The sequence below is a fragment of the Pseudomonas sp. Irchel 3E13 genome (genome assembly GCF_900187455.1).
Classification (GTDB): domain Bacteria; phylum Pseudomonadota; class Gammaproteobacteria; order Pseudomonadales; family Pseudomonadaceae; genus Aquipseudomonas.
This window is the reverse complement of the sequence record NZ_FYDX01000005.1, coordinates 260,834-286,430: the sequence shown is the minus strand read 5'-3', so window position 1 is coordinate 286,430 and position 25,597 is coordinate 260,834. Positions and strand designations below refer to the sequence as shown.

At 61.9% G+C, this 25,597-nt stretch carries 26 protein-coding genes; 3 read left to right on the top strand and 23 right to left on the bottom strand.

Translation table 11 applies throughout. The features are described from left to right. The first annotated feature begins 23 nt into the window (after window positions 1–23). Window positions 24–1,157: an aminotransferase class V-fold PLP-dependent enzyme gene (locus tag CKW37_RS10460; RefSeq protein WP_095155622.1), complete on the top strand. Its 1,134-nt coding sequence runs from the start codon at window positions 24–26 to the stop codon at window positions 1,155–1,157. A 223-nt stretch (window positions 1,158–1,380) separates the two neighbouring features. On the opposite strand, the gene CKW37_RS10455 is transcribed toward CKW37_RS10460, so the two are convergent. The 12 genes from CKW37_RS10455 to CKW37_RS10400 form a co-directional block, all read right to left on the bottom strand. Further along, complete coding sequence (locus CKW37_RS10455) at window positions 1,381–2,169, bottom strand: TatD family hydrolase (RefSeq protein ID WP_095155621.1); 789 nt, start codon at window positions 2,167–2,169, stop codon at window positions 1,381–1,383. A 41-nt stretch (window positions 2,170–2,210) separates the two neighbouring features. After that, window positions 2,211–3,197, bottom strand: coding sequence for a DNA polymerase III subunit delta' (locus CKW37_RS10450; protein WP_095155620.1), 987 nt, complete (start codon window positions 3,195–3,197; stop codon window positions 2,211–2,213). Next, entirely contained in the window at window positions 3,190–3,822 is a 633-nt protein-coding gene (gene tmk / locus CKW37_RS10445) for a dTMP kinase (RefSeq protein ID WP_095155619.1), read from the bottom strand. Before tmk ends, CKW37_RS10450 begins: the two co-directional genes overlap by 8 nt. A 19-nt stretch (window positions 3,823–3,841) precedes the next feature. After that, window positions 3,842–4,996, bottom strand: a complete 1,155-nt coding sequence (gene mltG, locus CKW37_RS10440) for an endolytic transglycosylase MltG (RefSeq protein WP_095155618.1) — start codon at window positions 4,994–4,996, stop codon at window positions 3,842–3,844. A 3-nt stretch (window positions 4,997–4,999) separates the two neighbouring features. Beyond that, entirely contained in the window at window positions 5,000–5,815 is an 816-nt protein-coding gene (pabC, locus tag CKW37_RS10435; protein ID WP_095155617.1) for an aminodeoxychorismate lyase, read from the bottom strand. Continuing rightward, window positions 5,815–7,059 carry a beta-ketoacyl-ACP synthase II gene (fabF, locus tag CKW37_RS10430; RefSeq protein ID WP_095155616.1) on the bottom strand — a complete coding sequence of 415 codons (1,245 nt, stop codon included), beginning with the start codon at window positions 7,057–7,059 and terminating at the stop codon, window positions 5,815–5,817. Before fabF ends, pabC begins: the two co-directional genes overlap by 1 nt. Before the next feature lie 105 nt (window positions 7,060–7,164). Beyond that, window positions 7,165–7,401, bottom strand: a complete 237-nt coding sequence (gene acpP / locus CKW37_RS10425; protein WP_010223225.1) for an acyl carrier protein — start codon at window positions 7,399–7,401, stop codon at window positions 7,165–7,167. Window positions 7,402–7,596: 195 nt separating this feature from the next. Beyond that, entirely contained in the window at window positions 7,597–8,337 is a 741-nt protein-coding gene (fabG, locus tag CKW37_RS10420) for a 3-oxoacyl-ACP reductase FabG (protein ID WP_095155615.1), read from the bottom strand. A 15-nt stretch (window positions 8,338–8,352) separates the two neighbouring features. Next, window positions 8,353–9,291 (bottom strand): ACP S-malonyltransferase, encoded by a 939-nt coding sequence (fabD, locus tag CKW37_RS10415; RefSeq protein ID WP_095155614.1) that lies wholly within the window; start codon window positions 9,289–9,291, stop codon window positions 8,353–8,355. A gap of 125 nt (window positions 9,292–9,416) precedes the next feature. After that, window positions 9,417–10,427 carry a phosphate acyltransferase PlsX gene (gene plsX / locus CKW37_RS10410; RefSeq protein WP_095155613.1) on the bottom strand — a complete coding sequence of 337 codons (1,011 nt, stop codon included), beginning with the start codon at window positions 10,425–10,427 and terminating at the stop codon, window positions 9,417–9,419. Between the two features lie 3 nt (window positions 10,428–10,430). After that, a complete protein-coding gene (gene rpmF, locus CKW37_RS10405; protein ID WP_010447173.1) occupies window positions 10,431–10,613 on the bottom strand; it encodes a 50S ribosomal protein L32 in 183 nt (60 codons plus the stop codon). 13 nt (window positions 10,614–10,626) lie between these two features. Next, window positions 10,627–11,154, bottom strand: a complete 528-nt coding sequence (locus CKW37_RS10400; protein WP_095155612.1) for a YceD family protein — start codon at window positions 11,152–11,154, stop codon at window positions 10,627–10,629. 183 nt (window positions 11,155–11,337) lie between these two features. On the opposite strand from CKW37_RS10400, the gene CKW37_RS10395 reads away from it, so the two are divergent. Continuing rightward, window positions 11,338–11,916 carry a nucleoside triphosphate pyrophosphatase gene (locus CKW37_RS10395; RefSeq protein ID WP_095155611.1) on the top strand — a complete coding sequence of 193 codons (579 nt, stop codon included), beginning with the start codon at window positions 11,338–11,340 and terminating at the stop codon, window positions 11,914–11,916. A 50-nt stretch (window positions 11,917–11,966) separates the two neighbouring features. On the opposite strand, the gene CKW37_RS10390 is transcribed toward CKW37_RS10395, so the two are convergent. From CKW37_RS10390 to rluC, 3 genes are read right to left on the bottom strand one after another with little or no spacing between them, the layout of a single operon-like run. Next, window positions 11,967–12,950, bottom strand: a complete 984-nt coding sequence (locus tag CKW37_RS10390) for a S49 family peptidase (RefSeq protein WP_095155610.1) — start codon at window positions 12,948–12,950, stop codon at window positions 11,967–11,969. Between the two features lie 2 nt (window positions 12,951–12,952). Continuing rightward, a complete protein-coding gene (locus CKW37_RS10385) occupies window positions 12,953–13,633 on the bottom strand; it encodes an HAD-IA family hydrolase (RefSeq protein ID WP_095155609.1) in 681 nt (226 codons plus the stop codon). Beyond that, on the bottom strand, window positions 13,623–14,579 hold the full coding sequence (gene rluC, locus CKW37_RS10380) for a 23S rRNA pseudouridine(955/2504/2580) synthase RluC (protein WP_095155725.1): 957 nt from the start codon (window positions 14,577–14,579) through the stop codon (window positions 13,623–13,625). The genes CKW37_RS10385 and rluC overlap by 11 nt, the downstream gene beginning before the upstream one ends. Window positions 14,580–15,320: 741 nt before the next feature. Between rluC and rne the strand changes: the two genes are divergently transcribed. Continuing rightward, the gene (rne, locus tag CKW37_RS10375) at window positions 15,321–18,539 is read left to right on the top strand and encodes a ribonuclease E (protein WP_095155608.1); all 3,219 of its coding nucleotides are present in this window, start codon (window positions 15,321–15,323) and stop codon (window positions 18,537–18,539) included. A gap of 100 nt (window positions 18,540–18,639) precedes the next feature. Here rne and murB read toward each other — a convergent pair whose 3' ends face one another. From murB to CKW37_RS10335, 8 genes are all read right to left on the bottom strand, one after another. Further along, a complete protein-coding gene (gene murB / locus CKW37_RS10370; protein ID WP_095155607.1) occupies window positions 18,640–19,659 on the bottom strand; it encodes a UDP-N-acetylmuramate dehydrogenase in 1,020 nt (339 codons plus the stop codon). Further along, window positions 19,656–20,120 carry a low molecular weight protein-tyrosine-phosphatase gene (locus tag CKW37_RS10365; RefSeq protein WP_095155606.1) on the bottom strand — a complete coding sequence of 155 codons (465 nt, stop codon included), beginning with the start codon at window positions 20,118–20,120 and terminating at the stop codon, window positions 19,656–19,658. The genes murB and CKW37_RS10365 overlap by 4 nt, the downstream gene beginning before the upstream one ends. After that, a complete protein-coding gene (kdsB, locus tag CKW37_RS10360) occupies window positions 20,120–20,884 on the bottom strand; it encodes a 3-deoxy-manno-octulosonate cytidylyltransferase (RefSeq protein ID WP_095155605.1) in 765 nt (254 codons plus the stop codon). The genes CKW37_RS10365 and kdsB overlap by 1 nt, the downstream gene beginning before the upstream one ends. After that, the gene (locus CKW37_RS10355) at window positions 20,881–21,066 is read right to left on the bottom strand and encodes a Trm112 family protein (RefSeq protein WP_028633616.1); all 186 of its coding nucleotides are present in this window, start codon (window positions 21,064–21,066) and stop codon (window positions 20,881–20,883) included. Before CKW37_RS10355 ends, kdsB begins: the two co-directional genes overlap by 4 nt. Window positions 21,067–21,104: 38 nt before the next feature. After that, on the bottom strand, window positions 21,105–22,112 hold the full coding sequence (gene lpxK, locus CKW37_RS10350; RefSeq protein WP_095155604.1) for a tetraacyldisaccharide 4'-kinase: 1,008 nt from the start codon (window positions 22,110–22,112) through the stop codon (window positions 21,105–21,107). Further along, window positions 22,112–22,543, bottom strand: a complete 432-nt coding sequence (locus CKW37_RS10345) for a biopolymer transporter ExbD (RefSeq protein ID WP_095155603.1) — start codon at window positions 22,541–22,543, stop codon at window positions 22,112–22,114. The genes lpxK and CKW37_RS10345 overlap by 1 nt, the downstream gene beginning before the upstream one ends. Continuing rightward, entirely contained in the window at window positions 22,540–23,178 is a 639-nt protein-coding gene (locus CKW37_RS10340) for a MotA/TolQ/ExbB proton channel family protein (RefSeq protein WP_175653649.1), read from the bottom strand. The genes CKW37_RS10345 and CKW37_RS10340 overlap by 4 nt, the downstream gene beginning before the upstream one ends. Window positions 23,179–23,242: 64 nt before the next feature. After that, window positions 23,243–25,468 (bottom strand): DNA internalization-related competence protein ComEC/Rec2, encoded by a 2,226-nt coding sequence (locus CKW37_RS10335; RefSeq protein WP_256587723.1) that lies wholly within the window; start codon window positions 25,466–25,468, stop codon window positions 23,243–23,245. Between the last annotated feature and the right edge of the window lie 129 nt (window positions 25,469–25,597).

Here is a 25,597-nt window from a genome sequence, read left to right as displayed (position 1 = left end):
CAAAATGCACGGATCATCCAACCATGTCTACGTTTCCTGAAGAGTTCGAACAGGCCCCGGGCCTGCGTTACCTGAATCACGCGGCCGTCGCACCCTGGCCGAAACGCGCCAGCGAGGCGGTCAGCCGCTTCGCCCGGGAAAACGTTTGGCTGGGCGCCCGCGACTACCCGGAGTGGATGCTCATGGAGCAGCGTCTGCGCGAGCGCCTGCAGCGCCTGATCAATGCCCCCTCCACCGACGACATCGCACTGGTCAAGAACACGTCCGAGGCGTTGTCCTTCGTGGCCTTTGGACTGGATTGGCAGTCAGGCGACCAGATCGTCATCAGCAACGAAGAATTCCCGTCCAACCGCATCGTCTGGGAGGCCTTGGCGAGCCAAGGCGTCGAAGTGGTCCAGGCCGATCTCAAGGGTGACGATCCGGAAGCCGCACTGCTGGCCGCCTGCGGACCACGAACCCGACTGATGTCGATCAGCTCGGTGCAGTTCGCCAGCGGTCTGCGCATGGACCTGGTGCGCCTCGGCCAGGGCTGCCGCGAGCGCGGCGTGCTGTTTTGTGTCGACGCCATCCAGCAGATCGGCGCCCTGCCCTTCGATGCGCAGGCCTGCCAGTGCGACTTCGCCATGGCCGATGGCCACAAATGGATGCTCGGCCCGGAAGGCCTGGGGATGTTCTACTGCCGTGCCGAGGTTCGCCCGCAACTGAAGCTCAGCGAATATGGCTGGCACATGCTGGAACACATGGGCGACTACAACCGCACCACCTGGGAACCCGCTCAAAGCGCCCGGCGTTTCGAATGCGGCAGTCCGAACATGCTCGGCGCCGCAGCGCTCGAAGCCAGCCTATCATTGCTTGAAGAAGTGGGGATGGAACAGGTCGCTGCCGCTATCGCAGAACGCGTGCGCTGGCTGCACGACGGACTCGGCGCTATCCCCGGCGTGCGCTTGCACAGCCCACAGGATCCGGCTCGCCGCGCCGGCATCGTGTCTTTCAGCATCGATGGCGTGGACAACGCGGAGGTTCATCGGCAATTGAAGGAAAATCAGGTGGTATGTATCCCGCGCGGCATGGGGGTGCGTTTTTCCCCACATTTCTACACCGAACGCCGCGTAATCGACGAAACATTGGCAATAGTTCGAGAAATTGCAGAGCGATGAGTGCTCAGCAGCGACGGGCGTATTCCAAATCTGTTTAAAAAACGAGCAGTTGCTGCTGGAAGCCTATCAATCCTGATTAATACTTGAAATGTCGGTGTGGCACATCCCCCCAAGTGTCGCACCGATAAAGGTGATCATGGAGTGTTCGCCTTTGTTTACTCCTAATGGTCTTAACCCGGATTCCCCCCCCAGAACCCGGGTTTTTTTTGCCCGCGCGCCGGGCTCAGCCCTGCCGCACCCGGGCCAGCGGGAACAGCCGACGGAAATTCTCGGTGGTCTGGGCGGCCAATTGCTCATAACGCTCACCGCGAACCAGGGCGATAAACTCGGCAACATCCCGGACGTATTCCGGCAGATTTGGCTTGCCGCGATGCGGAATGGGCGCCAGGTAGGGCGAGTCGGTTTCCACCAGCAGGCGATCGGCAGGAACCTGGCGAGCAACATCCCGCAAGGCGTCGGCATTACGGAACGTGACAATCCCCGACAACGAGATGTAATAGCCCAGGTCCAGCGCCGCACGCGCCATCTCCCAATCCTCGGTGAAACAGTGCAGCACTCCGGCCTGTGGCAGTGCCGCCTCGCGCAGCAGTGCCAGGGTGTCCGCCCGCGCTGCACGGGTGTGGATAACTACAGGTTTGCCGGTGATGCGTGCGGCGTCCAGATGCAGTCGGAACGACGCTTGCTGCAACTCTGCCGCCTCCGGCTCGTAGTGATAATCCAGCCCGGTCTCGCCAATCGCGACGACATTGGGATGGTTCAGCTCCTGCAACAGCCAGTCCAGTGCCGGCGCCTCCCCCGGCGCCAGGTCCAGCGGATGGATACCCACCGAACAATCGACATCTTCGTAGCGCTCTGCCAGCGCCTTGACCTGGGCCGCGTTGTCGGCACTCACCCCGATGCAGAGAAAATGCCCCACCCCACGGGCCCGCGCGGCGGCCAGCGCGGCATCCAGGGAGCCGTCATGGGCGGAAAGGTCAAGGCGATCGAGGTGACAATGGGAATCTACGAGCATGGCGAAATGACAACACTGAAAGGGATTGGAAACGCGGCTGATCAGCGCTGACCCGGCAGCATGGCCCAGGAGGCCAGCAGCGCTTCGAGCAACAGCACGCGATTGAGGTTGGCTTTGGACAGGACTTTCTGCCGTTGGGCAAGAATCCAGTCCTGAATGTCCAGCACCTTGGCCTGCGAGCTCTTCTGCGCCATGTACTGCACCACTTTGCGCATATCGGCCAAGCCAAGGCCGTCTTCATCCTGGGTCAACTGATAGCGCAGGATCAGGTTCGACCAGTCGCAGAACCAGTCAAAAAGATGCAACAGGGAAATGGCATTCCAGGATTCGGCAAGCTGGGTCGGGGATTGCTGTTGCTTGAGCAGCTTCTTCACCCCTTCGACCACCTGCGCCCGATGCTCACGCACACCCTGCGCCTGCAGGCTGACGGCCATCAACGGGGAGCCCGCGGCCAGGCTCAACAGCTCGGCGCGCTCCTGCTCATCACTATCCGGTAGCGCCGAGGCCAGCCATGCGAGGCTCTGCGCTTCGCCCGGCTGGGGGCAGGCCACTTGCTGGCAGCGACTCTTGATCGTAGGCAGCAGGCGGCTTGGCTGATGAGTGACCAGCAACAGCACGGTATTGCCCGAAGGTTCTTCGAGGCTCTTGAGCAAGGCATTGGCGGCATTCACGTTCATCGCTTCGACCGGCTCGATCAGCACCAGTTTGCGTCCGCCCAATTGGGCGGTCTGGGTGACGAAGCCGACCAGGTCACGAACCTGATCCACCTTGATAGGCTTGTCCGCTTCTTCCGGCTCCAGCACGTAGTTGTCCGGATGGCTACCCGCGGCCAGCAACATGCAAGACTTGCACTGCCCACAGGCTTGCAACGCCTCCGGCCGCTGGCACAACAGCAGCGCCATCAGACGCTCGGCCAGCGCGCGCTTGCCGATACCCTGCGGGCCATGCAGCAGATAGGCATGGGCATGACGGCTGCGTCCGGCAAGTTGCTGCCAGAGCGTCGCCTGCCACGGATAGGCCTCAGCCACGGCAACGCTCCACGATCTGCCCGACCAGGCCATCCAGCGACTGCTGAACCTGAACCAGCGGCTGCGCCGCGTCGATCAGGCGATAACGCTGAGGATCCGCCTTGGCGCGATCGAGATAGGCCTGACGCACTGCCTGGAAAAAGTCCTGCCCTTCCTGCTCGAAACGGTCCAGACGCCCCCGCGCGGCAGCGCGGGACAGACCCACTTCCACCGGCAGGTCGAACAACAGGGTCAGGTCCGGCTGCAAGCCACCCTGGACAAACTGTTCCAGCATCGCGATGCGCTCGACGCTCAGACCGCGGCCACCGCCCTGATAGGCATAGGTGGCATCGGTAAAGCGATCGCACAGAACAACGGCGCCACGCGCCAACGCCGGGCGAATCACCTCGGCCAGATGCTGGGCCCGGGCCGCAAACACCAGCAACAGCTCGGTATCGGCGTTCATTTTCTCGTCGCTGGGGGCCAGCAACAGCTCGCGAATCCGCTCGGCCAGTGGCGTGCCGCCAGGCTCACGGGTCAGCACCACATCCAGACCCTGGTCGCGCAGGTGCCCGGCCAGATAGTCACGGTTGGTGCTCTTGCCCGCGCCTTCCGGACCTTCCAGGGTAATAAACAAACCGCTCACAAGCCGTCCTCGTTAGTGTTCATTGCGAAGGAGATTCGCCAGTGGCAGGCGCCTCGACCGGTGCCGCCGGGGCATCCGCCGGCTCGGCAGGCGCGTCCTGTTGTTCAGTGGGCGCCGACTGCTCGTTGCCATTTGCCGGCTGAGGTGCCGGGCTGGAGCGATAGTCCGCGCGACGCTTGAGCTGATACTCGCGGACCGCCGAATTGTGCGCATCCAGATCATCGGAGAACACATGACTGCCATCGCCACGGGCAACAAAGTACAGGCTACTTCCCGACGCGGGGTTGAGTGCCGCATGAATCGCCTCGCGGCCGACCATGGCGATCGGCGTCGGCGGCAGCCCGGGAATCACATAGGTGTTGTAGGGCGTGGACTCACGCAGGTCGGCACGAGTGATCTTGCCGTTATAGCGCTCACCCATGCCGTAGATGACTGTCGGATCGGTCTGCAGCAGCATGCCGATGCGCATCCGCCGGACAAACACACCGGCAATCTGCCCGCGCTCCTGCGCAACGCCGGTTTCCTTCTCAACCAGCGATGCCATGATCAGCGCCTGATAAGGATCGCGATAAGGCAGATCAGCGGGACGCTCGGCCCACTCCTTCGCCAGGACTTCTTCCAGACGGGCGTAAGCCTGCTGCAGCAGTTCTTCGTCCGTCATGCCGCGAACGAATTTGTAGGTATCCGGGAAGAACCGGCCTTCAGGGAAAACAGCGGGATGCCCCAGGCGATCCATCACTTCGCTGTCACTCAGGCCGTCGAGGGTGTGCTTGATCTTGTCATGCTTTGCCAGCGCGGAGCGCACCTGACGGAAGGTCCAGCCCTCGACCAGGGTCAGGTTGTATTGCACGACGTCGCCACGCCGCCAATCTTCGAAGAGGTCGCTGACAGTCATGCCGGGTGTCATCCGGTATTCACCGGTGTGCAGCGGCACGCCCGCCATGTTGAAGCGCCAGTAGAGGCGCAACCAGAACGCGTCATCGATCAGGCCGCTGTTTTCCATGCGATAGAACATGCGATTGGGGTTGGTGCCGGTGGGGACATCCAGCAACTGCTCGCCGGACAGGTGCAGCGGCTGCTTCACCGCTGAACTGACTTTCCAGGCGGAATACCCAAGCACCAGGCCGGCCAGGATCAGACCGATCTCCAGCAACAGCAACAATTTACGTCTCACGAATCAGGCATCCAGTAGCGTACGGGCAATGGCCTGCAGTTTACGGGTGAGAGGCCCCGGCGACCAGTTCAGCGATGCAAATGAACGCACCGGCCAGATGCCGTAGACACTGTTGCAGACGAACACTTCATCGGCCTGCTCGAGGTCTGCCATCGACAGGTCGGTGACGCTCACCGCGACGCCCTCCCCGGCCGCAGCCTCCAGCAAGGCCGCACGCATCACCCCGGCGACACCGCAGCGACTCAGGTCAGCGGTCAGCAGGGCATTGTTGCGCACCAGGAACAGGTTGCTGTAGACCCCTTCGATCACCCGACCCGACACATCCAGCATCAATCCTTCTGCATACTCAGCGCCCTGCCATTCAGCGCGCGCCAGTACCTGTTCCAGGCGATTGAGATGCTTGAGACCCGCCAACAAAGGCTGCTCGGCCAATCGGGTACGACAGGCAAAGAGGCGGACCCCCTGCTCGGCATGCTCGATGGGATATGCGGGGGCAGGATTGCCCTGGAGGATACGTCGCGGAATCGCACCTGCGGCGGCGGCGTAGCCTCGCTGGCTATCACCCCGGGTGAGAATGAGCTTGAGCACGCCATTGCCAAGCAAGGCGGCGTATCGACACAGCTCATCACGAATCAGCGCGTGATCAGCCTCGATCGCCAGGCGCTGGCAACCCAGCGCCAGGCGGTCGAGGTGATACTCGAGCAGGGACGGTCGCCCTGCGATGACAGCGATGGTCTCGAACAGACCATCGCCGTAAGCCAGGCCGCGGTTGTGCAGCGCCAGGGAATCGGCACTGTGACCATCGACCCAGGCTTGCATCAGTCCGCGAACCGGCGGAACACCAGCGAACCGTTGGTACCGCCAAAGCCGAACGAGTTGGACAGCACCACATCGATGGGCATGTTGCGCGCCTCATGCGGAACGAAATCCAGGTCACAACCCACATCGGGCTCGTCCAGGTTGATGGTCGGTGGCGCCACCTGCCCATTGATCGCCAGGACACTGAAGATCGCCTCGACAGCACCCGCAGCACCCAGCAAGTGACCGGTCATCGACTTGGTCGAGCTGACTGCCAGCTTGTAAGCGTGCTCGCCGAACACCGACTTGACCGCAGCAACTTCCGCCAGGTCACCCGCCGGCGTCGACGTGCCGTGGGCGTTGATGTAATTGACCTGGGCCGGGTCGACACGTGCATCACGCAGGGCGTTGGCCATGCAGCGAGCCGCGCCGGCGCCGTCTTCGGGCGGCGAAGTCATATGGTAGGCGTCACCGCTCATGCCGAAACCGACCAGCTCGGCGTAGATGGTTGCGCCTCGAGCCTTGGCGTGCTCCAGCTCTTCCAACACCAGGGCGCCGGCACCGTCGGACAGTACGAAACCGTCGCGGCCTTTGTCCCAAGGACGACTGGCGCGAGTCGGCTCGTCATTGCGGGTCGACAGTGCGCGCGAAGCACCAAAGCCGCCCATGCCGAGCCCGCAGGCAGCCATCTCGGCACCGCCGGCAATCATGACATCAGCTTCGCCGAAAGCGATGTTGCGCGCCGCCATGCCAATACAATGAGTACCCGTGGTACAAGCCGTGGCAATGGCGTAGTTAGGCCCCTGCACACCCAGGTGGATGGACAGGAAACCGGAAATCATGTTGATGATCGAACCAGGCACGAAGAACGGCGAAATACGCCGCGGGCCCTGATCATGCAAGGTACGGCTGGTTTCTTCGATATTGGTCAGGCCACCGATGCCTGAACCCATGGCCACGCCGATACGCTCACGGTTTGCATCGGTAACTTCCAGGCCGGCGTTACGAACCGCCTGAAAACCGGCAGCCAGACCGTACTGAATGAACAAATCGAGCTTGCGAGCTTCCTTGAGCGACAGATACTGCTCAACCTCGAAGCCCTTTACCGAGCCGCCAAAACGGGTGGAGTAGGCAGAAAGGTCTGTATGCTCGATCAGACCAATGCCACTGCGGCCAGCCAGAATGCCCTGCCAACTGCTCGGTACATCGGTACCCAATGGCGACAGCATACCCATACCGGTGACCACGACGCGTCTACGCGACACAGCACTCTCCTTATTCTGGATGTCTACATTTCTCGCAAAGAAAAAACCGCACGCCAGCAAAGGCAGTGCGGTTTTTCCCTGACAAGAAGCAACGACTACAAAGTCTTAAGCCTGGTGGCTGTTGACGTAGTCGATAGCAGCTTGAACAGTAGTGATCTTTTCAGCTTCTTCGTCAGGAATCTCGGTCTCGAATTCCTCTTCCAGAGCCATCACCAGCTCAACGGTATCAAGGGAATCGGCACCCAGATCTTCTACGAAAGAAGATTCGTTTTTCACTTCTTCTTCTTTAACGCCCAGTTGCTCGGCGACGATTTTCTTGACGCGTTCTTCGATGGTGCTCATACCTTGTTTTCACTCCTAATGGACATATGTCAGGCAGCTGGCCGGTGTGTAAGTTTATAGAAAGACGCCTGCTTTTCAAGCGTAAAGCGCCCTTCGAACATGACACCTGCCGGCTGCCTAGAATTTGATTGCAGCTTTATAACGGATTTTAGTCAGCTCGTATGACATTTTTTTAAAGCAATCCGTCACATTTGACTACATGTACATCCCGCCGTTGACTGGAATGGTTGCGCCAGTCACGTATGCCGCGCCGTCGGATGCCAGGAACGAAACCACTTTCGCGATTTCATCAGCCTGCCCCAGACGACCCAGCGGAATTTGCGTCTGCAGCGCTTCGCGCTGAGCTTCCGGCAACTCACGGGTCATGTCGGTATCGATAAAGCCGGGAGCCACCGAGTTGACGGTGACGGCGCGGGAACCGACTTCGCGAGCCAGCGCACGGCTGAAGCCTTCCAGGCCGGCCTTGGCCGCAGCATAGTTCACCTGGCCAGCATTACCCATGGCACCTACCACCGAGCCGATGCTGATGATACGACCCCAACGTGCCTTGGTCATGCCACGCAGAACGCCCTTGGACAAACGGTAGAGGCTGTTGAGGTTGGTGTCGATGACATCGAACCACTCGTCGTCCTTCATCCGCATCATCAGGTTGTCGCGGGTGATACCGGCGTTGTTCACCAGGATGGTCGGTGCACCGAACTGCGCCTGAATGGCAGCCAGAACCGAGCTGACAGATTCATCGCTGGTGACATTCAGCTCCAGCCCGGTACCCGTGATGCCGTGCTCCTTCAGGGTGGCAGCAATGCGCTCTGCACCCGAAGCGGAAGTGGCGGTACCGATGACGGTTGCGCCCTGGCGCCCCAGCTCCAGCGCGATGGCTTGACCAATACCACGGCTGGCGCCGGTGACCAATGCAACTTTACCTTGCAGACTCATGCAAGCTCTCCTAATTCAGGCCAGCGCCGCACGGGCGGCGGCGACGGCATCCGGGGTATTGAGGTTGTAAGTGGTTACGCCATCGGCGCACCGCTTGTTCAGGCCGGCCAGAACCTTGCCCGGGCCACACTCGACCAATTGCACCGCGCCCTTGCCGGCCAGCGCCTGTACGCACTCGACCCAGCGGACCGGTTTGTAGAGTTGTTCCAGCAGATCACGCTTGAGGGTATCCAGGTCGGTCGCCACGCCAGCACTGACGTTCTGGACAACCGGAATCTCGGGAGCTTTCCACTCGATGGCGTTGACCGATTCGGCAAAGCGCTCGGCAGCCGGACGCATCAGTTCACAGTGCGATGGAACGCTGACCGGAAGCGGCAGCGCACGCTTGGCACCGCGAGCCTTGCAGCCCTCGATGGCACGCTCGACCGCAGCCTTTGCACCGGCGATGACAACCTGGCCTGGCGAGTTGAAATTGACTGCGCTGACCACTTCGCCCTGGGCCGCTTCGGCACAAATGGCGACAACATCAGCATCGTCCAGACCAAGAATCGCCGCCATGGCGCCTTGCCCGGCCGGAACGGCCTCCTGCATCAGTTGACCGCGACGCTCGACCAGCCTGACCGCGTCAGCCAAAGTCAGGCTGCCGGCGGCGACCAGGGCACTGTATTCACCCAGGCTGTGGCCCGCGACAAAAGCAGGACGCGCACCACCTTCAGCCAGCCACAGACGCCACAGGGCGATAGAGGCGGTCAGGATGGCGGGCTGGGTTTTGTCGGTTTGATTGAGTTGCTCTTCCGGGCCGTTCTGGATCAAAGCCCAGAGATCGTAGCCCAGAGCCTCGGAGGCCTCACGGAAGGTGTCGATGACCAGCGGGTGCTGGGCGCCCAGCTCGGCAAGCATGCCGAGCGACTGCGAACCTTGACCAGGAAAGACGAATGCGAGGGATGCAGACATTGAACAAGCCCCTAGTGATCTTGTCGTCGAAAATTAAGTGTCCAGCCGTAGCTGGACACAAGAAACTGAACGTTGGATGGTAACGAGAACCAAGCGGTCACATTTAACCACTTCCTTGCGAATGCCTAAAGCAACAGATCCTCGAGACGCCCGTGCAAGCGTTGCGGCAGGTTCTCCTGGATTTCGATCAGCGCGCGCTGGATCGCACTTTGAAAGCCCTGGACGCCGGCCGAACCGTGGCTCTTGATGACGATACCCTGCAGCCCGAGAAAACTTGCGCCATTATGCCGCGCCGGAGCGAGGTCGGCCTGCAGGCGCTTGAGCAGTGGCATGGCCATCGCCCCCACCAACCGCGTGGCGATCCCGCCGCGAAACAAGGCCTCGATACGCGCGGCGATCATGGTCGCCAACCCTTCGCTGGACTTGAGCAGAATATTGCCCACAAAACCGTCACACACCACCACATCCGCCTCACCACGATACAGGCCGTCACCTTCGACAAAACCGATGTAGTTGAGACCGCGCGCCTGCTGCAAAAGGCTCGCCGCAAGCTTGACCTGCTGGTTGCCCTTGATGTCTTCCGTACCGATATTGAGCAACGCCACGCGCGGCCGGCTGATACCCAACGCCTGAGCCGCCACCGAACCCATTACCGCGAACTGATAAAGATGCTCGGCACTGCAGTCGACATTGGCCCCCAGATCGAGCAACTGGCAATAACCAGTCTGGGTCGGGATCGCCGCCACCATCGCCGGGCGATCAATACCTGGCAACGTTTTAAGCACGTACCGTGAAAGCGCCATCAGCGCACCGGTATTCCCGGCACTGACACAGGCCTGCACCTTGCCATCGCGCAATAATTCGAGGGCCACGCGCATTGATGAGTCGGGCTTGCCACGCAATGCCTGCGAGGGACGCTCGTCCATGCCGATCACTTCGCTTGCCGCAACGATTTGCAGACGCGCGCGATCCGCAGCCGGTTGGCCAACGATCAGGTCTTCAAGAAGGGAGGGTTGACCGACGAGGGTCAGGTGAAGCGAGGGTGTAGCAGAAAGGCAAGCAAGACTCGCCTGAACAATGCTGCGGGGACCGAAGTCCCCGCCCATTGCATCAACCGCAATGATCTGAGCGGACAAGGATTACTCGTCAGCGCCCTTGTCGATCACTTTACGACCACGGTATACGCCTTCTGGCGAAACGTGGTGGCGCAGGTGAACTTCACCGGTGGTTTTTTCTACGGACAGTGCGCTGGCCTCGAGGGCGTCGTGCGAACGGCGCATGTCACGGGCAGAGCGGGATTTTTTGTTCTGCTGAACAGCCATAATTGATTAACTCCTAAACGTTTGGGTCACGCTTTAACTGCGCCAATACACTGAACGGGTTGGACCGCGTTACCTCGTCCTCGCTCGATTCGGGCTCATCGGCGCCCGCCGGCTGCTGGCATTCTTCCGGATGATGAGCAGGCACAATGGGCAAGGCGAGCAGAAGCTCTTCCTCGATCAATGCCTGCAGATCCAAAGGATCCTCGCCCAGTTCCAGCACGTCATAACCTTTCGGCAACGACTGGGTATTCGCACCCTCCTTCACCACAACGTAAGTACATTCGCTGTGGATCGGCAGGGTGACCAGCTCAAGACAACGCTGGCAAACCATCTTGACCTCGACGTTCAAGTCGGTGTGTACAACCACCGAGTTCTGCTCGTCTCGTTCAAAATCGAATTTGGCCTGCACCGTACCGACATTGTCGGAAAGCGGGTCGCAGAGTCTCTCCAAACTGGCAAGCGTTACGTTTCCTTGGATGGAAACGCCACGATCGGCCAATTTGCGCGGGTCAACGTGAGGTGGAATCGGGTCATTCAACATAGGCGCAGCATTCTAGGGATGCCCCCCGCCCCTGTCAAAGGAAATTCAGCCCAGTTCAACATGTTAGGATCTGTACGAAATGCATTCGAGCGAAGGCCAGGCCTGTTTTCAACGCAGCATGGGGCGAGTTCGGATGCATTTCGTACAGAGCCCTGAATCGGCCAATCTGCACTGGAGTAACTCATGCTGCCCTTGATACTGGCTTCCAGCTCCCCTTATAGGCGCGAATTGCTGGCGCGCCTGCAACTGCCCTTCGACTGGGCCTCGCCAGACATCGACGAGCGCCGCCTGGACGAAGAGCCTGCCGTTGAGCTGGTCAAGCGCCTCGCCCGGGAAAAGGCACACGCCCTGGCCCAGCGCTATCCCACACACCTGATCATCGGCTCCGATCAAGTGGCGGTCCTCGGCGAACAGATCCTCGGCAAGCCGCACACCTTCGACAAAGCCTGCGAACAACTGCTTGCTGCCAGCGGAAACCATGTCACCTTCCTGACTGGCGTCGCTCTACTCAACAGCGATAGCGGGGAATGCCAGGTCGACTGCGTGCCCTTCACCGTGCACATGCGCGAGCTTGACCTGGCACGCATCGAGCGCTACCTGCACATCGAGACGCCCTACGATTGCGCAGGAAGCTTCAAGTGCGAAGGCCTGGGCGTGAGCCTGTTCCAGAGCACCCACGGCAGCGACGCCACCAGCCTGATCGGCCTGCCACTGATCCGCCTGGTGGACATGCTTATAAAAGAAGGCGTCAGCATCCCTTGACCCAATAAAAAGCCGGCCCCTCAGGACCGGCTTTTTCATCGCACCAACAATCAGCGCAGCGTCGGACCCTGGAAGCCCATCCACATGGCCAGGTGCTCAGCAACGCTGGCACCCAGACGCTTGGAAAAGCGATCAAACGGCGACTCCTTGACAGTAAAGTCCACCAGATCCTTTTCGCCCACGACATCCCGCGCCACATAGCCCGCACTACCCAAGGCATCTACCAGGCCCAGGCCTACGGCCTGCTCGCCAGACCAGATCAACCCGCTGAACAGCTCAGGGTGCTCCTTGTCTTTCAGGCGCTCGCCACGGCCCTGCTTCACGCTGGCGATGAACTGCTTGTGAGTGGTTTCCAGCACACTCTGCCAGAACGCCGTCTCTTCGGGCTTCTGCGGTTGGAACGGGTCAAGGAACGCCTTGTGCTCCCCTGCCGTGTAAGTCCGCCGCTCGACACCGAGCTTTTCCATGGTCCCGACAAATCCGTAACCGGCAGCCGTCACACCGATCGAACCGACGAGACTGGCCTTGTCGGCATAGATCTGATCAGCCGCGCTGGCGATGTAGTAAGCACCGGAGGCGCCCAGGTCGGTGATGACCGCATAAAGCTTGATATCGGGATACTCGCCGCGCAGGCGACGAATCTCGTCGTAGACGTAACCGGACTGTACCGGGCTACCACCAGGACTGTTGATACGCATGACCACAGCTTTGGTCTTGGGATCCTTGAAGGCCGCGCGCAGGCTGGCAATGAGGTTGTCAGCACTGGCTTCTTCCTGATCGGCAATCACACCACGCAATTCCACCAGCGCGGTATGCCCGGAACCACCAACCGCCCCCTTCTCCATATCCATCAACGGCGTCAGCAGGAACAGGAGGCCGAACAGGTAGAGAAAGGTCAGCAGCTTGAAAAATATCCCCCAACGCCGCGCTCGGCGCTGCTCCTGCACACCGGCCAGCAGGGTTTTCTCCAGCAACTTCCAGCTTTTGCCATCTTCGCTCTGCTCTTCGCGAGGCGCCTTCCACTCATCGACCATGCTTACCTACCCTGGAGTTCCGGTGCAGCAACCCGACCAAGCCAGGCCTGCAACTGTGAGAAGTGTTCGATAGACAACTGCGGTTCATAAACGCTCAGCGCTTCCAGCGACATTGCCCCATAACCCACCGCCACCGAGTGCATCCCGGCGTTTTGCGCCATGAGCAGGTCGAACGAAGAGTCCCCGACCATCAAGGCACGGGACGCGGGGACTCGGCAATGATCGAGAATTTCCTGCAGCATCAACGGATCAGGCTTGCCCCGACTCTCATCGGCAGCGCGGGTGATATCGAAGAAATCCTCCCAGCCATTGGCCCGCAGCACTCGATCCAGCCCCCGCCGGGCCTTGCCGGTAGCCACTGCCAGACGGTAGCCCTCGGCGCGAAAAGCGTCCAGCGCCTCGATAACACCGGGAAACAGCGGCGAAGGCTGGTCATCCAGAGCCATGTAGATATCGGCGTAGTGCTGACGGAATGCCATGACTTCGGCCTCCACCAACTCGGGGTACAGCGTGCTGATCGCCTCAGGCAGCGCCAGGCCAATGATGCCCTTGACCGCGTCGCCCTCGCACAATGGATAGCCCGCACGCTGCGCGGCAGCGTGCATCGCCTCGACAATGCGACCGATCGAGTCGGCCAGCGTGCCGTCCCAATCGAAAATCAGCAGATCGTAATCACGCTGCACTCAGTCGCTCCACGGTCTGGGACCACATTTCATCCACCGGCGCCTCAAGCTTCAGCTCACCACCATCCGGCAGCGGCACGGTCAGGGCATAAGCATGCAGGAACAGACGCTTGCCACCCAGCTCGCGGATTTCCCGCGTGAAGTCTTCGTCGCCGTATTTGCTGTCGCCAGCGATGCAGTGCCCGGCGTGCAAGGCATGCACGCGGATCTGGTGGGTCCGACCCGTGATGGGGCGAGCCTCGACCATGGTTGCGAAATCACCGAAACGGCGCAGGACACGGAAGATCGTCAGCGCCTCCTTGCCTTCTTCATTGACCTCGACCATCCGCTCCCCGGAGCGCAGGTTGCTCTTGAGCAACGGAGCATTGACCTGCTTCTTGGCGGTCGCCCAGTGTCCGCGAACCAGAGCCATATACCGTTTGTCGATGCCGTCGCCGCGCAACGCAGTATGCAGATGGCGCAACATGCTGCGCTTCTTGGCGATCATCAACAGCCCGGAGGTGTCACGGTCCAGGCGATGGACCAACTCCAGCTCCTTGGTGTCAGGACGCAACTGCCGGAATGCTTCGATCACGCCAAAGTTCAGGCCGCTACCACCATGCACGGCGATGCCGGCCGGCTTGTTGAGCACGATCAGCGCCTTGTCTTCGTAGACAATGGCGGCTTCCAGTCGCTGCAACAGGCCCTGGGCTACCGGAACCGGTGCGTCGCGCTCAGGCAGACGAACGGGCGGGACACGGACAACATCGCCGGCCTGCAGCTTGTATTCAGGCTTGATCCGACCTTTGTTAACCCGCACTTCGCCTTTACGCACAATGCGGTAAATCAAGGTCTTGGGAACGCCCTTGAGGACGTTGATGAGGAAATTATCGATGCGCTGGCCGGCAAGTTCCGGCGCGACTTCAATCAGTTGAACACTGGAAGCCGGGGGGGTATTGGTCGTCATTTGCGGGATCATAACAATTTTTTATGGATTTGAAGCACTTAATGATTGCTGCTATAGTCGCGAACGCCGCCAAAAGCGGCTGGCCAGCGGACCAATGGCTTCAAGCCTGCCCTGACCTACGCAATTCTTGAGGACGCGAGGCCGTCCGACGGGGCTTTCGCCAGTTTACAGAAATGCCTGGAATCGCCACCAGCACCGATGAGAGAAGACCGATAAAAAACAATAAGAGCGGTATTTGACCCTCCCACCCCGTTTTTTTTCGATGCCACTCCTTCAGTGCCAACGCTTCCACGCAGTCATGGCGAATACTTCGGAAATACCAGCCTTAGCCATGAAAATGCGCGGGCTCCCGAATTGAGCCGGCGATAAATGCAACCCGTTGCGGATTCAGCGCGCGGCAGCACCCGACTTTCAGGGATACGTGTAGGGTGGAGATGCACAACCGTCGGACCGTGTAGTACCGCGTCCAACCCGCGGGCCCCTGGCTCCGCGACAGGACCTGGTCTTGATCGAGATGCCCCCGGGCGTCCATGGCCGAAGGCTGATTCCTCCTCCTGACTGAGTGCATGACACCACAGCAAGCAGGAAGCGTCGTCGCGGTTTCGTGAGCACTGGATATCAGTCGACCGAATACCGCTGGACACGGGATGGTTCGCCACCCCTGACGCACCTGACACCGACCGTGAAGAAGTCGTGTGTGCCGAACGCCGTTTCCGGCAGCCCGGAAACCGACGGTATTACATGAAAAGAATGCTGATTAACGCGACTCAACCCGAAGAGTTGCGCGTTGCTCTGGTAGACGGCCAACGCCTCTACGACCTGGACATCGAGTCCGGTGCCCGCGAGCAGAAGAAGGCCAACATCTACAAAGGCCGGATTACCCGTATCGAACCCAGCCTCGAAGCCGCTTTCGTCGACTTCGGTTCCGAGCGTCATGGTTTCCTGCCCCTGAAAGAAATTTCCCGCGAGTACTTCAAGAAGTCGCCCGAAGGCCGGGTGAACATCAAGGAAGTGCTGAGCGAAGGCCAGGAAGTCATCGTCCAGGTCGAGAAAGAAGAGCGTGGCAACAAGGGCGCCGCCCTGACCACCTTCATCAGCCTCGCTGGCCGCTATCTGGTCCTGATGCCGAACAACCCGCGTGCCGGCGGTATCTCCCGCCGCATCGAAGGCGAAGAGCGCAATGAACTGCGCGAGGCCCTCAACGGCCTGGTAGCCCCTGCCGACATGGGCCTGATCGTTCGCACCGCCGGCCTTGGCCGCAGCAGCGAAGAGATGCAATGGGACTTGGATTACCTGCTGCAACTCTGGACCGCGATCAAGGAAGCTTCGCAAGACCGCTCCGCGCCATTCCTGATCTACCAGGAAAGCAACGTCATCATCCGCGCCATCCGCGACTACCTGCGCCAGGACATCGGCGAAGTGCTGATCGACAGCATCGATGCCCAGGAAGAAGCCCTGACCTTCATCCGCCAGGTCATGCCGCAGTACGCCAGCAAGATCAAGCTGTACGAAGACAGCGTTCCGCTGTTCAACCGCTTCCAGATCGAAAGCCAGATCGAAACCGCCTTCCAGCGCGTAGTCGACCTGCCGTCCGGTGGCTCGATCGTGATCGACCCGACCGAAGCCCTGGTTTCCATCGACATCAACTCGGCGCGCGCCACCAAGGGCAGCGACATCGAGGAAACCGCGCTGCAGACCAACCTGGAGGCGGCCGAGGAAATCGCCCGCCAACTGCGTCTGCGTGACATCGGCGGCCTGATCGTCATCGACTTCATCGACATGACGCCGGCCAAGAACCAGCGTGCCGTCGAAGAAAAAGTCCGCGAATGCCTCGAAGCCGACCGCGCTCGCGTTCAGGTCGGTCGCATCTCGCGCTTCGGCCTGCTGGAAATGTCCCGTCAGCGCCTGCGCCCTTCACTCGGCGAGAGCAGCGGCATCGTTTGCCCACGTTGCAGTGGCACCGGCATCATCCGTGACGTCGAGTCCCTGTCGCTGGCCATCCTGCGCCTGATCGAAGAAGAAGCCCTGAAGGACCGCACCGCCGAAGTCCGCGCCCAGGTCCCGATTCCGGTCGCCGCCTTCCTGCTCAACGAAAAACGCAACTCGATCACCAAGATCGAACTGCGTACTCGCGCCCGCATCATCATCCTGCCGAACGATCACCTCGAGACGCCGCACTTCGAAGTCCAGCGTCTGCGCGATGACAACCCGGAAGCCCTGACCGGCCAGTCCAGCTACGAAATCGCCGCTGCCGAGGTTGAAGAAGTTCAACCCGCCGCCGCGACCCGCACCCTGGTTCGCCAGGAAGCTGCGGTCAAGACTGCCCCGGCCCGCGCCAACGCCCCGGTACCGGCCGCTGACGAGCAACCTGCTCCGGCCCCTGTGCATGTCGCACCGGAACCAAGCCTGTTCAAGGGCCTGGTGAAATCGCTGGTCAGCCTGTTCGCCGGCAAGGATGAGCCTGTCAGCGCACCTGCTGCTGCCGAGAAGCCTGCCGCCGAGCGCCCGCAGCGCAACGAAGAGCGTCGCAACGGTCGCCAGCAGAGCCGCAACCGCAACGGTCGTCGCGACGAAGATCGCAAGCCACGCGAAGAGCGAGCGGAACGCGCCCCACGTGAAGAGCGTCAGCCTCGCGAGGAAGTGCAGAACCGCGAAGAGCGCGCACCTCGTGCCCCACGCGAAGAACGCCAGCCGCGTCCACCGCGTGAAGAGCGTCGTCCTCGCGAAGACCGTCCGGTCCGCGAACTGCGCGAGCCACTGGATGCCACCCCTGCCGTTCGTGAAGAACGTCCTGAGCGTGCGCCACGCGAAGAGCGCCAGCCGCGTGAAGAACGTGCACCACGCGAAGAGCGCGCACCGCGCGAAGAACGTGCACCTCGTGAGGAACGCGCTCCACGTGAAGAGCGTGCACCTCGTGAAGAACGCGCCCCCCGCGAAGAACGTGCACCCCGCGAGGAGCGCCAGCCGCGTCCACCGCGTGAAGAGCGTCAGCCACGCCCTGCCGAGCAGGTAGAAGAGGCTGCTGAAGAGCAACTGCCAAACGAAGAACTGCTGCAGGACGATAACCAGGAAGGCGCCGAAGGCGAACGTCCACGTCGCCGCTCCCGCGGTCAGCGTCGTCGCAGCAATCGTCGTGAGCGCCAGCGCGATGCCAATGGCAACGTCGTGGAAGGCAGCGAAGATGGCACCGACGAAGACCTGGAGCCTACCGGCGCCGAACTGGCTGCCGGCCTGGCCGTAACGGCCGCGGTAGCGACCAGCAACATCAGCGCCAACGCCGAGGCGCAAGCCAACGAGCAGGCCGAGCGCGCTACTGCTGTAGTTGAAGAAGCGGTCAAGCCAGTCGAAGCAACCTCCCTGCAAACTGAAATCGCAGAAGTTGCCGAAGCGGTCCAGCCTGCTGCCGAAGCGGTCGAAACCAGCATCGCGCCGGTCGTCGAGCAACCCGTCGCCGTAGTCGAAGTTGTCGAGCCGACTGCCGCTCCGGTTGTTGAGGTCGTCGAAGCTGCACCACAGCCAGTCGAAGCCCCTGTCGAGGTGCCTGCACCTGTCGAGGCCGAGCCAGTCGCCGCTGTGCAACCTGAAGTTCAGGAGCCAGTAGTGGTGGTCGAGCCGGTTGCTGCTGAACCCGCTCCGGTAGAAGCCCCAGCTCCGGCGGCGCCAGCCGTTGTTGCCGAGGAAGCGCCGGCAGAACAGCCAGCCGAAACCGAAGCACCGGTAGCAACCCTGGCGAATGGCCGTGCACCTAACGACCCTCGTGAAGTGCGTCGCCGCAAGCGTGAAGCCGAAGCAGCCGCTGCTGCTGCAGCCAGCGCAGCGGTCACTGCCGAGGTAGTTGTTGCCGAAGCCGGGCCAGTTGTCGAGGCTCCGGTCCAGCAGGAAGAAACGCCTGCCGACGCGGTTGAAGCGCCAGCTCCGAAGACCCTGGAAACCACGGAAGAACAGAAGCCACTGTTCTAACGCCAAGGCAATAAAAAGCCCCGCCAGTGAAAGCTGGCGGGGCTTTTTTATTCAGCCTTGAAAAAAGCGCGGAGCACCAAGCCCTCCGCGCCCAAAAACCTCAGTACAGATTCGGCTCCATCTCCAGCTCGACACCAAAGCGCTTGAAGATATCAGCCTGGATCTTCCGGGCCAGCTCATGCAACTGCGAGCCGCTGGCTTGACCATGATTGACCAACACCAGCGCCTGCAACTGGTGCACACCAGCATCGCCATCGCGATACCCCTTCCAGCCCGCCGTTTCGATCAACCAGCCCGCAGCCAGCTTCACCTGGCCATCAGCCTGTGGATAAGCCACCAGGCTCGGTTGATCCAGACGAATACGCGCCGCCAGTTCAGCACTGATCACCGGGTTCTTGAAAAAGCTCCCGGCGTTGCCCAACTGCGCCGGATCCGGCAGTTTCTCCCGGCGAATGCTGCAGATGGCGTCGCTGACCTGCTGCGCGCTCGGCTGTTCGATGCCGTGCTCGCTGAGACGCTGACGTACAGGCCCGTAATCCAGATGCAGCGGCGCGTTGCGGCCCAGCGCGAAGCGCACCCGCAAAATCACCCAACGCCCCGGGTTACGCTTGAAGTAGCTGTCGCGATAAGCGAAGTCGCACTCTTCCAGGCTAAAGTCGCGCAACTCGCCGGTCTGGCGGTCCAGCGCGGTCAGGCCGGCGAAGACATCCTTGATTTCGACGCCATAGGCGCCAATGTTCTGCATCGGCGCCGCACCCACGGTCCCCGGAATCAGGCTCAAATTCTCCAGCCCGACCAGACCATGCGCCAGCGTCCACTGCACGAACGGATGCCAGGGCTCGCCCGCTTCCGCCTCAACCACCACCCGCCCGGCATCGTCGGACAGCAGCCGGATACCGGAACTGTCCATCCGCACCACCAGCGCCGGAATGTCCTGAGTCAGCAGCAGGTTACTGCCACCGCCAATCACCATCACGGGCAATTGGTGCTCGCCGGCATAGGCCAGCAAACCACGAACGTCGTCATCGCTGCGGGCTTGGGCAAAGTAACGCGCCTTCACCTCGATACCGAAGCTGTTGAACGGTTTGAGGGAGACCTGAGATTGCACGGCCGCGCTCATAGACGCCCCTTCAATTCGACAACCAGCCCGCGGCACGCCGCCTCGATCAGGTCGAGCACCTGCTCGAAGCCCTGTTCGCCGCCGTAGTAAGGATCCGGAACTTCATCGATAGCGCCGTCGTAACGACGCAGGAACAGGTCCAGTTCAGCGGTCGCGTGCCCAGGCCGCAGGCTCTGCAGGTTGGCAAGATTGCTCTTGTCCATGGCCAGGATCAGGTCGTACTCGTTGAAGTGCTCGACGCGGACCTGCTGCGCACGCTGGCTGGACAGATCGTAACCGCGCAGTTGCGCGGCACGGCGGGTGCGGCTGTCGGGCTGCTTGCCGACATGCCAGTCACCGGTCCCGGCCGAGGCAACTTCGATCACATCGGCAAGCCCGGCTTCCGTCAATTGATGACGCAGTACACCTTCGGCGGTCGGCGAGCGGCAGATATTGCCGAGGCAAACGAACAGAACGCGCATCAAGCCTCCAGCAAGCGCCGCACGCGCTCCAGGTCTTCCGGGGTATCAACGCCAACAGGCGGCGCTTCCAGGGCATCGGCCACATGAATCCGCACGCCATGCCAAAGCGCTCGCAGTTGTTCCAGTGCCTCGGCCTTCTCCAGCCAGCACGGGCCCCAACCCACGAAGTCCTGCAAGAAACCCGCGCGGTAGGCGTACATGCCGATGTGGCGACGATAAGGCACGCCTTCAGGCAAGCGGTCACGGCTCTTGGCGAAGGCATCGCGAGCCCAGGGCAACGGCGCCCGACTGAAAGTCAGGGCCAGGCCGTTGCAGTCGGCGACCACCTTGACCACGTTGGGGTTGAACAGCGACTCGACGTCTTCGATAGGCTCGCCGAGGGTGGCGATGCCTGCCTCCGGATGCTCGGCCAGGTTGGCCGCCACCTGGTCGATGATCGAGGGCGGGATCAGCGGCTCGTCACCCTGAACGTTGACCAGGATGGCATCGGCCGGCAGGCCCAGGGCGGCGGCCACTTCGGCCAGGCGGTCGGTGCCGGATTCATGGTCTTCACGGGTCAGCAGCACCTCGGCACCGAAGGCCTTGCAGGCCTCGACAATGCCGGGATCGTCGGTGGCGATGACCACCCGGGCGGCACTGCTTTTACGCGCCTGCTCCCAGACATGCTGGACCATCGGCTTGCCGGCGATGGGCAGCAACGGCTTGCCTGGCAGGCGTGTCGAGCGCAGGCGGGCCGGGATCACGACAGTGAAGGCAACGCTCATTTGTCCAGGCGCTCGTCATCAGTAAGGGTACGGGCTTCGCTTTCCAGCATCACCGGAATGCCGTCCCGAACCGGATAGGCCAGGCCGGCGCCCTTGCTGATCAGCTCGGTCTTGTCGGCGCTGAGCTTGAGGGGGCCTTTGGTGATCGGGCAAGCGAGGATATCGAGCAGTTTGGTGTCCATGGAAAGTCCTCAGGCGTGTGGCCGGAAACAGAAAAGAATCAGGGCTGCCGGGCCGGCAGCAGGCGCGTCAGTTGCTCATCGAGCCAACGCACGAAAGCCGGCGACGGCTGTGCGTCGACGGCAAGGTACCACCAGTCCGGCGCGGCGAAACTGCGGCATTTCACAGCATCCTTCTCGGTCATCACCACCGGCAGCGTCGGACTGAAGCTCAGGGCTTCCGGGCTGAAGGCGGCGTGATCGGCGAAGGGATGCGGCACAGGCTGCCAGTTTAGTCCCTGCAAGGTATTGAAGAAACGTTGCGGGTTACCGATGCCAGCCACGGCATGCAACGCCTGGCCAGCGGGGAAGTGATCCAGCGGGCGGCGCTCGCCGCTGCTCAGGTTGACCAGCGCGGTGGGCTGGAGAGTGAACGCGAAACCGTCTTCGCGATCTGCCGCAGCCCCGTTGTAGAGCAGCGCATCGACCTCTTGCAGACGCTCGACCGGTTCACGCAATGGTCCCGCAGGCAGACAACGGCGATTACCGAGACCGCGGGCAGCATCGATCAGCACCAGTTCCAGGTCGCGAGCCAGGCGATAGTGCTGCAGGCCGTCGTCGCAGAGAATCAGGTCCAGCGGCTCGGCCTCAAGCAGCGCACGCACCGCTTGCGAACGGTCCGGGTCGATCATCAGCGGTACACCGCTGCGCTGGACGATCAACAGCGGCTCGTCACCGGCCTGACTGGCCGGCTGGTCGGCGCGTACCCGCCAGGGCAACTGTGGCGGCGTGGCGCCGTAGCCACGGCTGACGACGCCAACGCGCAGGCCGCGCTGGCGACAATGCTCGATCAGAAAGAGAATCAGCGGGGTCTTGCCGGTGCCGCCTACGGTGATGTTGCCCACCACCAGCACCGGCACGGGCGCGCGGTAGATATCACCCTGCCCCGCCAGAAAACGCTCGCGCTTGCCGCGCACCACCTTGCGGTATAGCGCTTCCAGCGGGGACAACAGCGCAAGCAGTGGATGGCCTTTATACCAGGCCTCCAGCAGGCGATCGGCGAAAGCCATCAGGGCGTCCCCGGCGCAGCCTCGACCGTGGTCATGCGCAGGTGGCTGAAGCCGAGCTTGCCGGCCGCGTCCATTGCAGTCACCACGGCCTGGTGCGGTGTCTTGCCATCGGCGCTGATCGCCAGCGGCAACTTGGTGTCACCACCCGCTTCTTTTTGCAGCGCTTCGGTCAGGGTTGCCAGGTCGCTCTTGGGCAGCAGGTGGTTGTTCACCGAATAAACGCCTTCGGCGCTGATGGTGATTTCCACCAGCTTCTGCTCGGAGTCCGGCACCGGCGCACCGCTCGCGGCCTCTGGCAGCTCCACGCGCAACTGGGTTTCGCGGGTGAAGGTGGTAGTCACGACGAAGAACAGCAACAGGATGAAGACCACATCGATCAACGAAGCCAGGTTGATATCAACGTTCTCGCGTTGCTTGCGCCGAAATTTCACGCCTTGCTCCCGGCAGCCAGATCAACGTCACGGTCGCCCTGCACCACCTCGACCAGCTTGATCGCTTCCTGCTCCATCCCGACCACCAGTTCATCGATCCGGCGCTGCAGGAAACGGTGGAAGAACACCGCAGGAATACCGACCATCAGGCCCGCAGCCGTGGTGATCAGTGCCTTGGAGATACCGCCAGCGAGAACTGCGGCATTGGTGGTCATGCCGGAGCCCATGAACGAACTGAAGATATCGATCATGCCCAGCACGGTGCCGAGCAGACCCAGCAACGGCGCCATCGCGGCGATGGTGCCGAGGGCGTTGATGTAGCGCTCCAGCTCATGGATGACCCGGGCAGCAGCCTCCTCAATGCACTCTTTCATGATCTCGCGACCATGACGGGAGTTGGCCAGGCCTGCGGCGAGGATCTCGCCCAACGGCGAATCGGCACGCAGCGCCTTGAGCTTTTCAGTGTTGAGCTGCTTGTCCTTGATCCAGCGCCAGACCTGCCCCAGCAGGTGTGGCGGCGTGACGCGACTGGCGCGCAGGGTCCACAGGCGTTCGGCAACGATAGCCATGGCAGCGATGGAACTCAGAATGATCGGCAGCATCATCCAACCACCAGACTTGACCAATTCCCACACTTTAAGGACCCCCTCGGAAAAAGTTCTGCACTCTACCATAGGGGGCCGTGGCTGCCGAAGACTGTCACGTCGGTTCGCGCCAGAAACGGCGCTGCTCGCGCAGGCCATGGGGCGCGCCGAAACTGCCCAGGCGCAGGCGTACCGCACCCAGCAGCGCGCTGTCGTAGGTAGCGATGCCCAAGGCCGCGTACCGAGCCATGACCAGCGGCGCGGGATGACCGAAACCGTTGTGACGTCCGCGAGAGATCAGCACGCCGCGAGGCGCCAGGGTTCTGAGGAAGCGCGAGCTGGAAGAACTCTTGCTGCCGTGATGTGGCGACTGCAGCCAGTCCACCGGGCCGGCCTGAAATCCCTCCAGCCACGCCTGCTCGGCATGACGGTCAATATCGCCGGCCAACAGCAAACTTTCACCGCTGGCCTCAACGCGAAGGGTGCAGGAATGCTGGTTGCTGTCAGTGGCCTGCGTCCACTGCCAAAGTGAAAACCGCACGCCATCCCACTCCCATTGCTCTGCGCTGCTGCACGGTTCGGCCTGCAGCGCTTCGGCCATCTCGTCCGGTTCGCCACCGAGCACCCTGCGCACCGGCAAGCCACGCTGCACCGCGAGCGCGCCACCGGCGTGGTCAGCATGGGCGTGACTGAGCACGATCAGGTCCAGGTCCTTCACTCCCAGCTTGTGCAGGGTCGGCAGCACCACCAATTCGCCAAGGTCCACCTCGGCCCGCGTCGGGCCTGCATCAAAGAGCATTGCGTGCTGACGGGTGCGCAAGACGTAAGCTTGCCCCTGTCCGACATCCAGTTGCCAGACCTCCACCTGCCCTTCGGGAATCCCCTCACGTGGAGTGAAACCGGCCAGCAAGAGCAACGGCCAACCAAGCACACGCATCGGCAGCCCGCTGGGCAGCAGCAACAAAAACGCCCCGACAGCCACCAGGAGCCAGCTCCACAGCGGTAATTGCGGGGCGATCCAGGCCGGTTGCCAGGCGGCCAGCCAAGCGAGCAGATCGAACAGGATGTTGAGCAGTGCACCGGCCAGCCAGAGCAGGCTTTCGCCAATGATTGGCAGCGGCAGAAACAGCGTACCCAGCAGTGCCAGCGGCAACACCAGGATACTGAGCCACGGCACCGCGAACAGATTGGCCAGCGGCGCGCTGAGGCTGACCGGCAGCCCAAGCGCAAGCAACACCGGCAGCAATCCAATCGCGATAAACCACTGCGCCCGCCCCCAGGCCAGCCACGCCGACCAGGCACCGAGGCGGCCGCTGAAAATCAGCAACAGCACCGCCACCGCCGCGAACGACAACCAGAAACCGGGCAACAAACTGGCGAGGGGTTCGAACAACAGCACGCCATTGAGGGCAATCAGCAACGGCCAGGCGATGCCAAGGTGCCGGTAGCGCAAGCGCCACGCCAGCACCACCGCGAGCATGATGCAGGCCCGCTGCACGGGCACCTGGAAACCGGCCAGCAAGCCATAGCCGAGCGCAGCGGCGAAGGCCAGCCCGCAGGCCCACGGCAACCACGGCAGGCGCCGCGGCCACCAGCCCAGTCGCGCCAAACCACTGACCAGCGCGTAGACCAGCCCCGCGAGCAAGCCGATATGCTGCCCGGAAATCACCAACAGATGGACCGTGCCGGTGGCCTGCAAGGTCTTCCAGTCCTCCCGCTCAAGCCCTGCGCCGTCACCGAGCACCAACGCAATCAGTGCGCGTTCGCGGCCATCGGCATCAACCGCCAGCAGGCGCTGGCGAATGCCATCACGCCACGCCGCACTGGCAAGCCCCAGCCGCTCGCCGGCCTTGACCGTCCCCAGCGCGCCGATGCGTCTGGCCAGCAACACCGCCTGCGGATCGGTCGCATGAGGATTGAGCAAACCGTGTGGGCTTTTGAGACTCACCGCCAGGCGCCAGCGCTCACCACTCCTGACCGGCGGCCCCTCCGGCCAGCTCAAACGCAGCAGATGCGGTAGCTCGGCGCGGCGGGATTGCGCCTCGGCCAACTCGAAACGGACACCACGCTCGCCCTGCTCCGGCAGCCCGACCACCTGCCCTTCGAGCCATAGCGTGCGGCCATCCAGATCTCGCGACAGACGATCATTCAGCGCGCTCTGGGCGCACAGACAAGCCCAACACAGGCCAAGCAGGAAAAACGCCAACGGGAAGGTGCGCCGCCAGAGGCAAACCAGCCCCAGCAACGCGAAGATGGCCAGCCAACCGACGGACGGCAGCTCCGGCATGAATCTCAGGCACAACAGCCCGAGCGCGAGCGACAACATCCCTGTGCGCGTCATTTGCACTCCGATTGAACAAAACCCCTCCGCAGGCTTAGATCAACACGGACCAACGCTCACTTATTAATTGTCACAAAGTCTGAATAGTCACTACTTGTAATACGTGCATACTTGCCCACTTCCGACCGC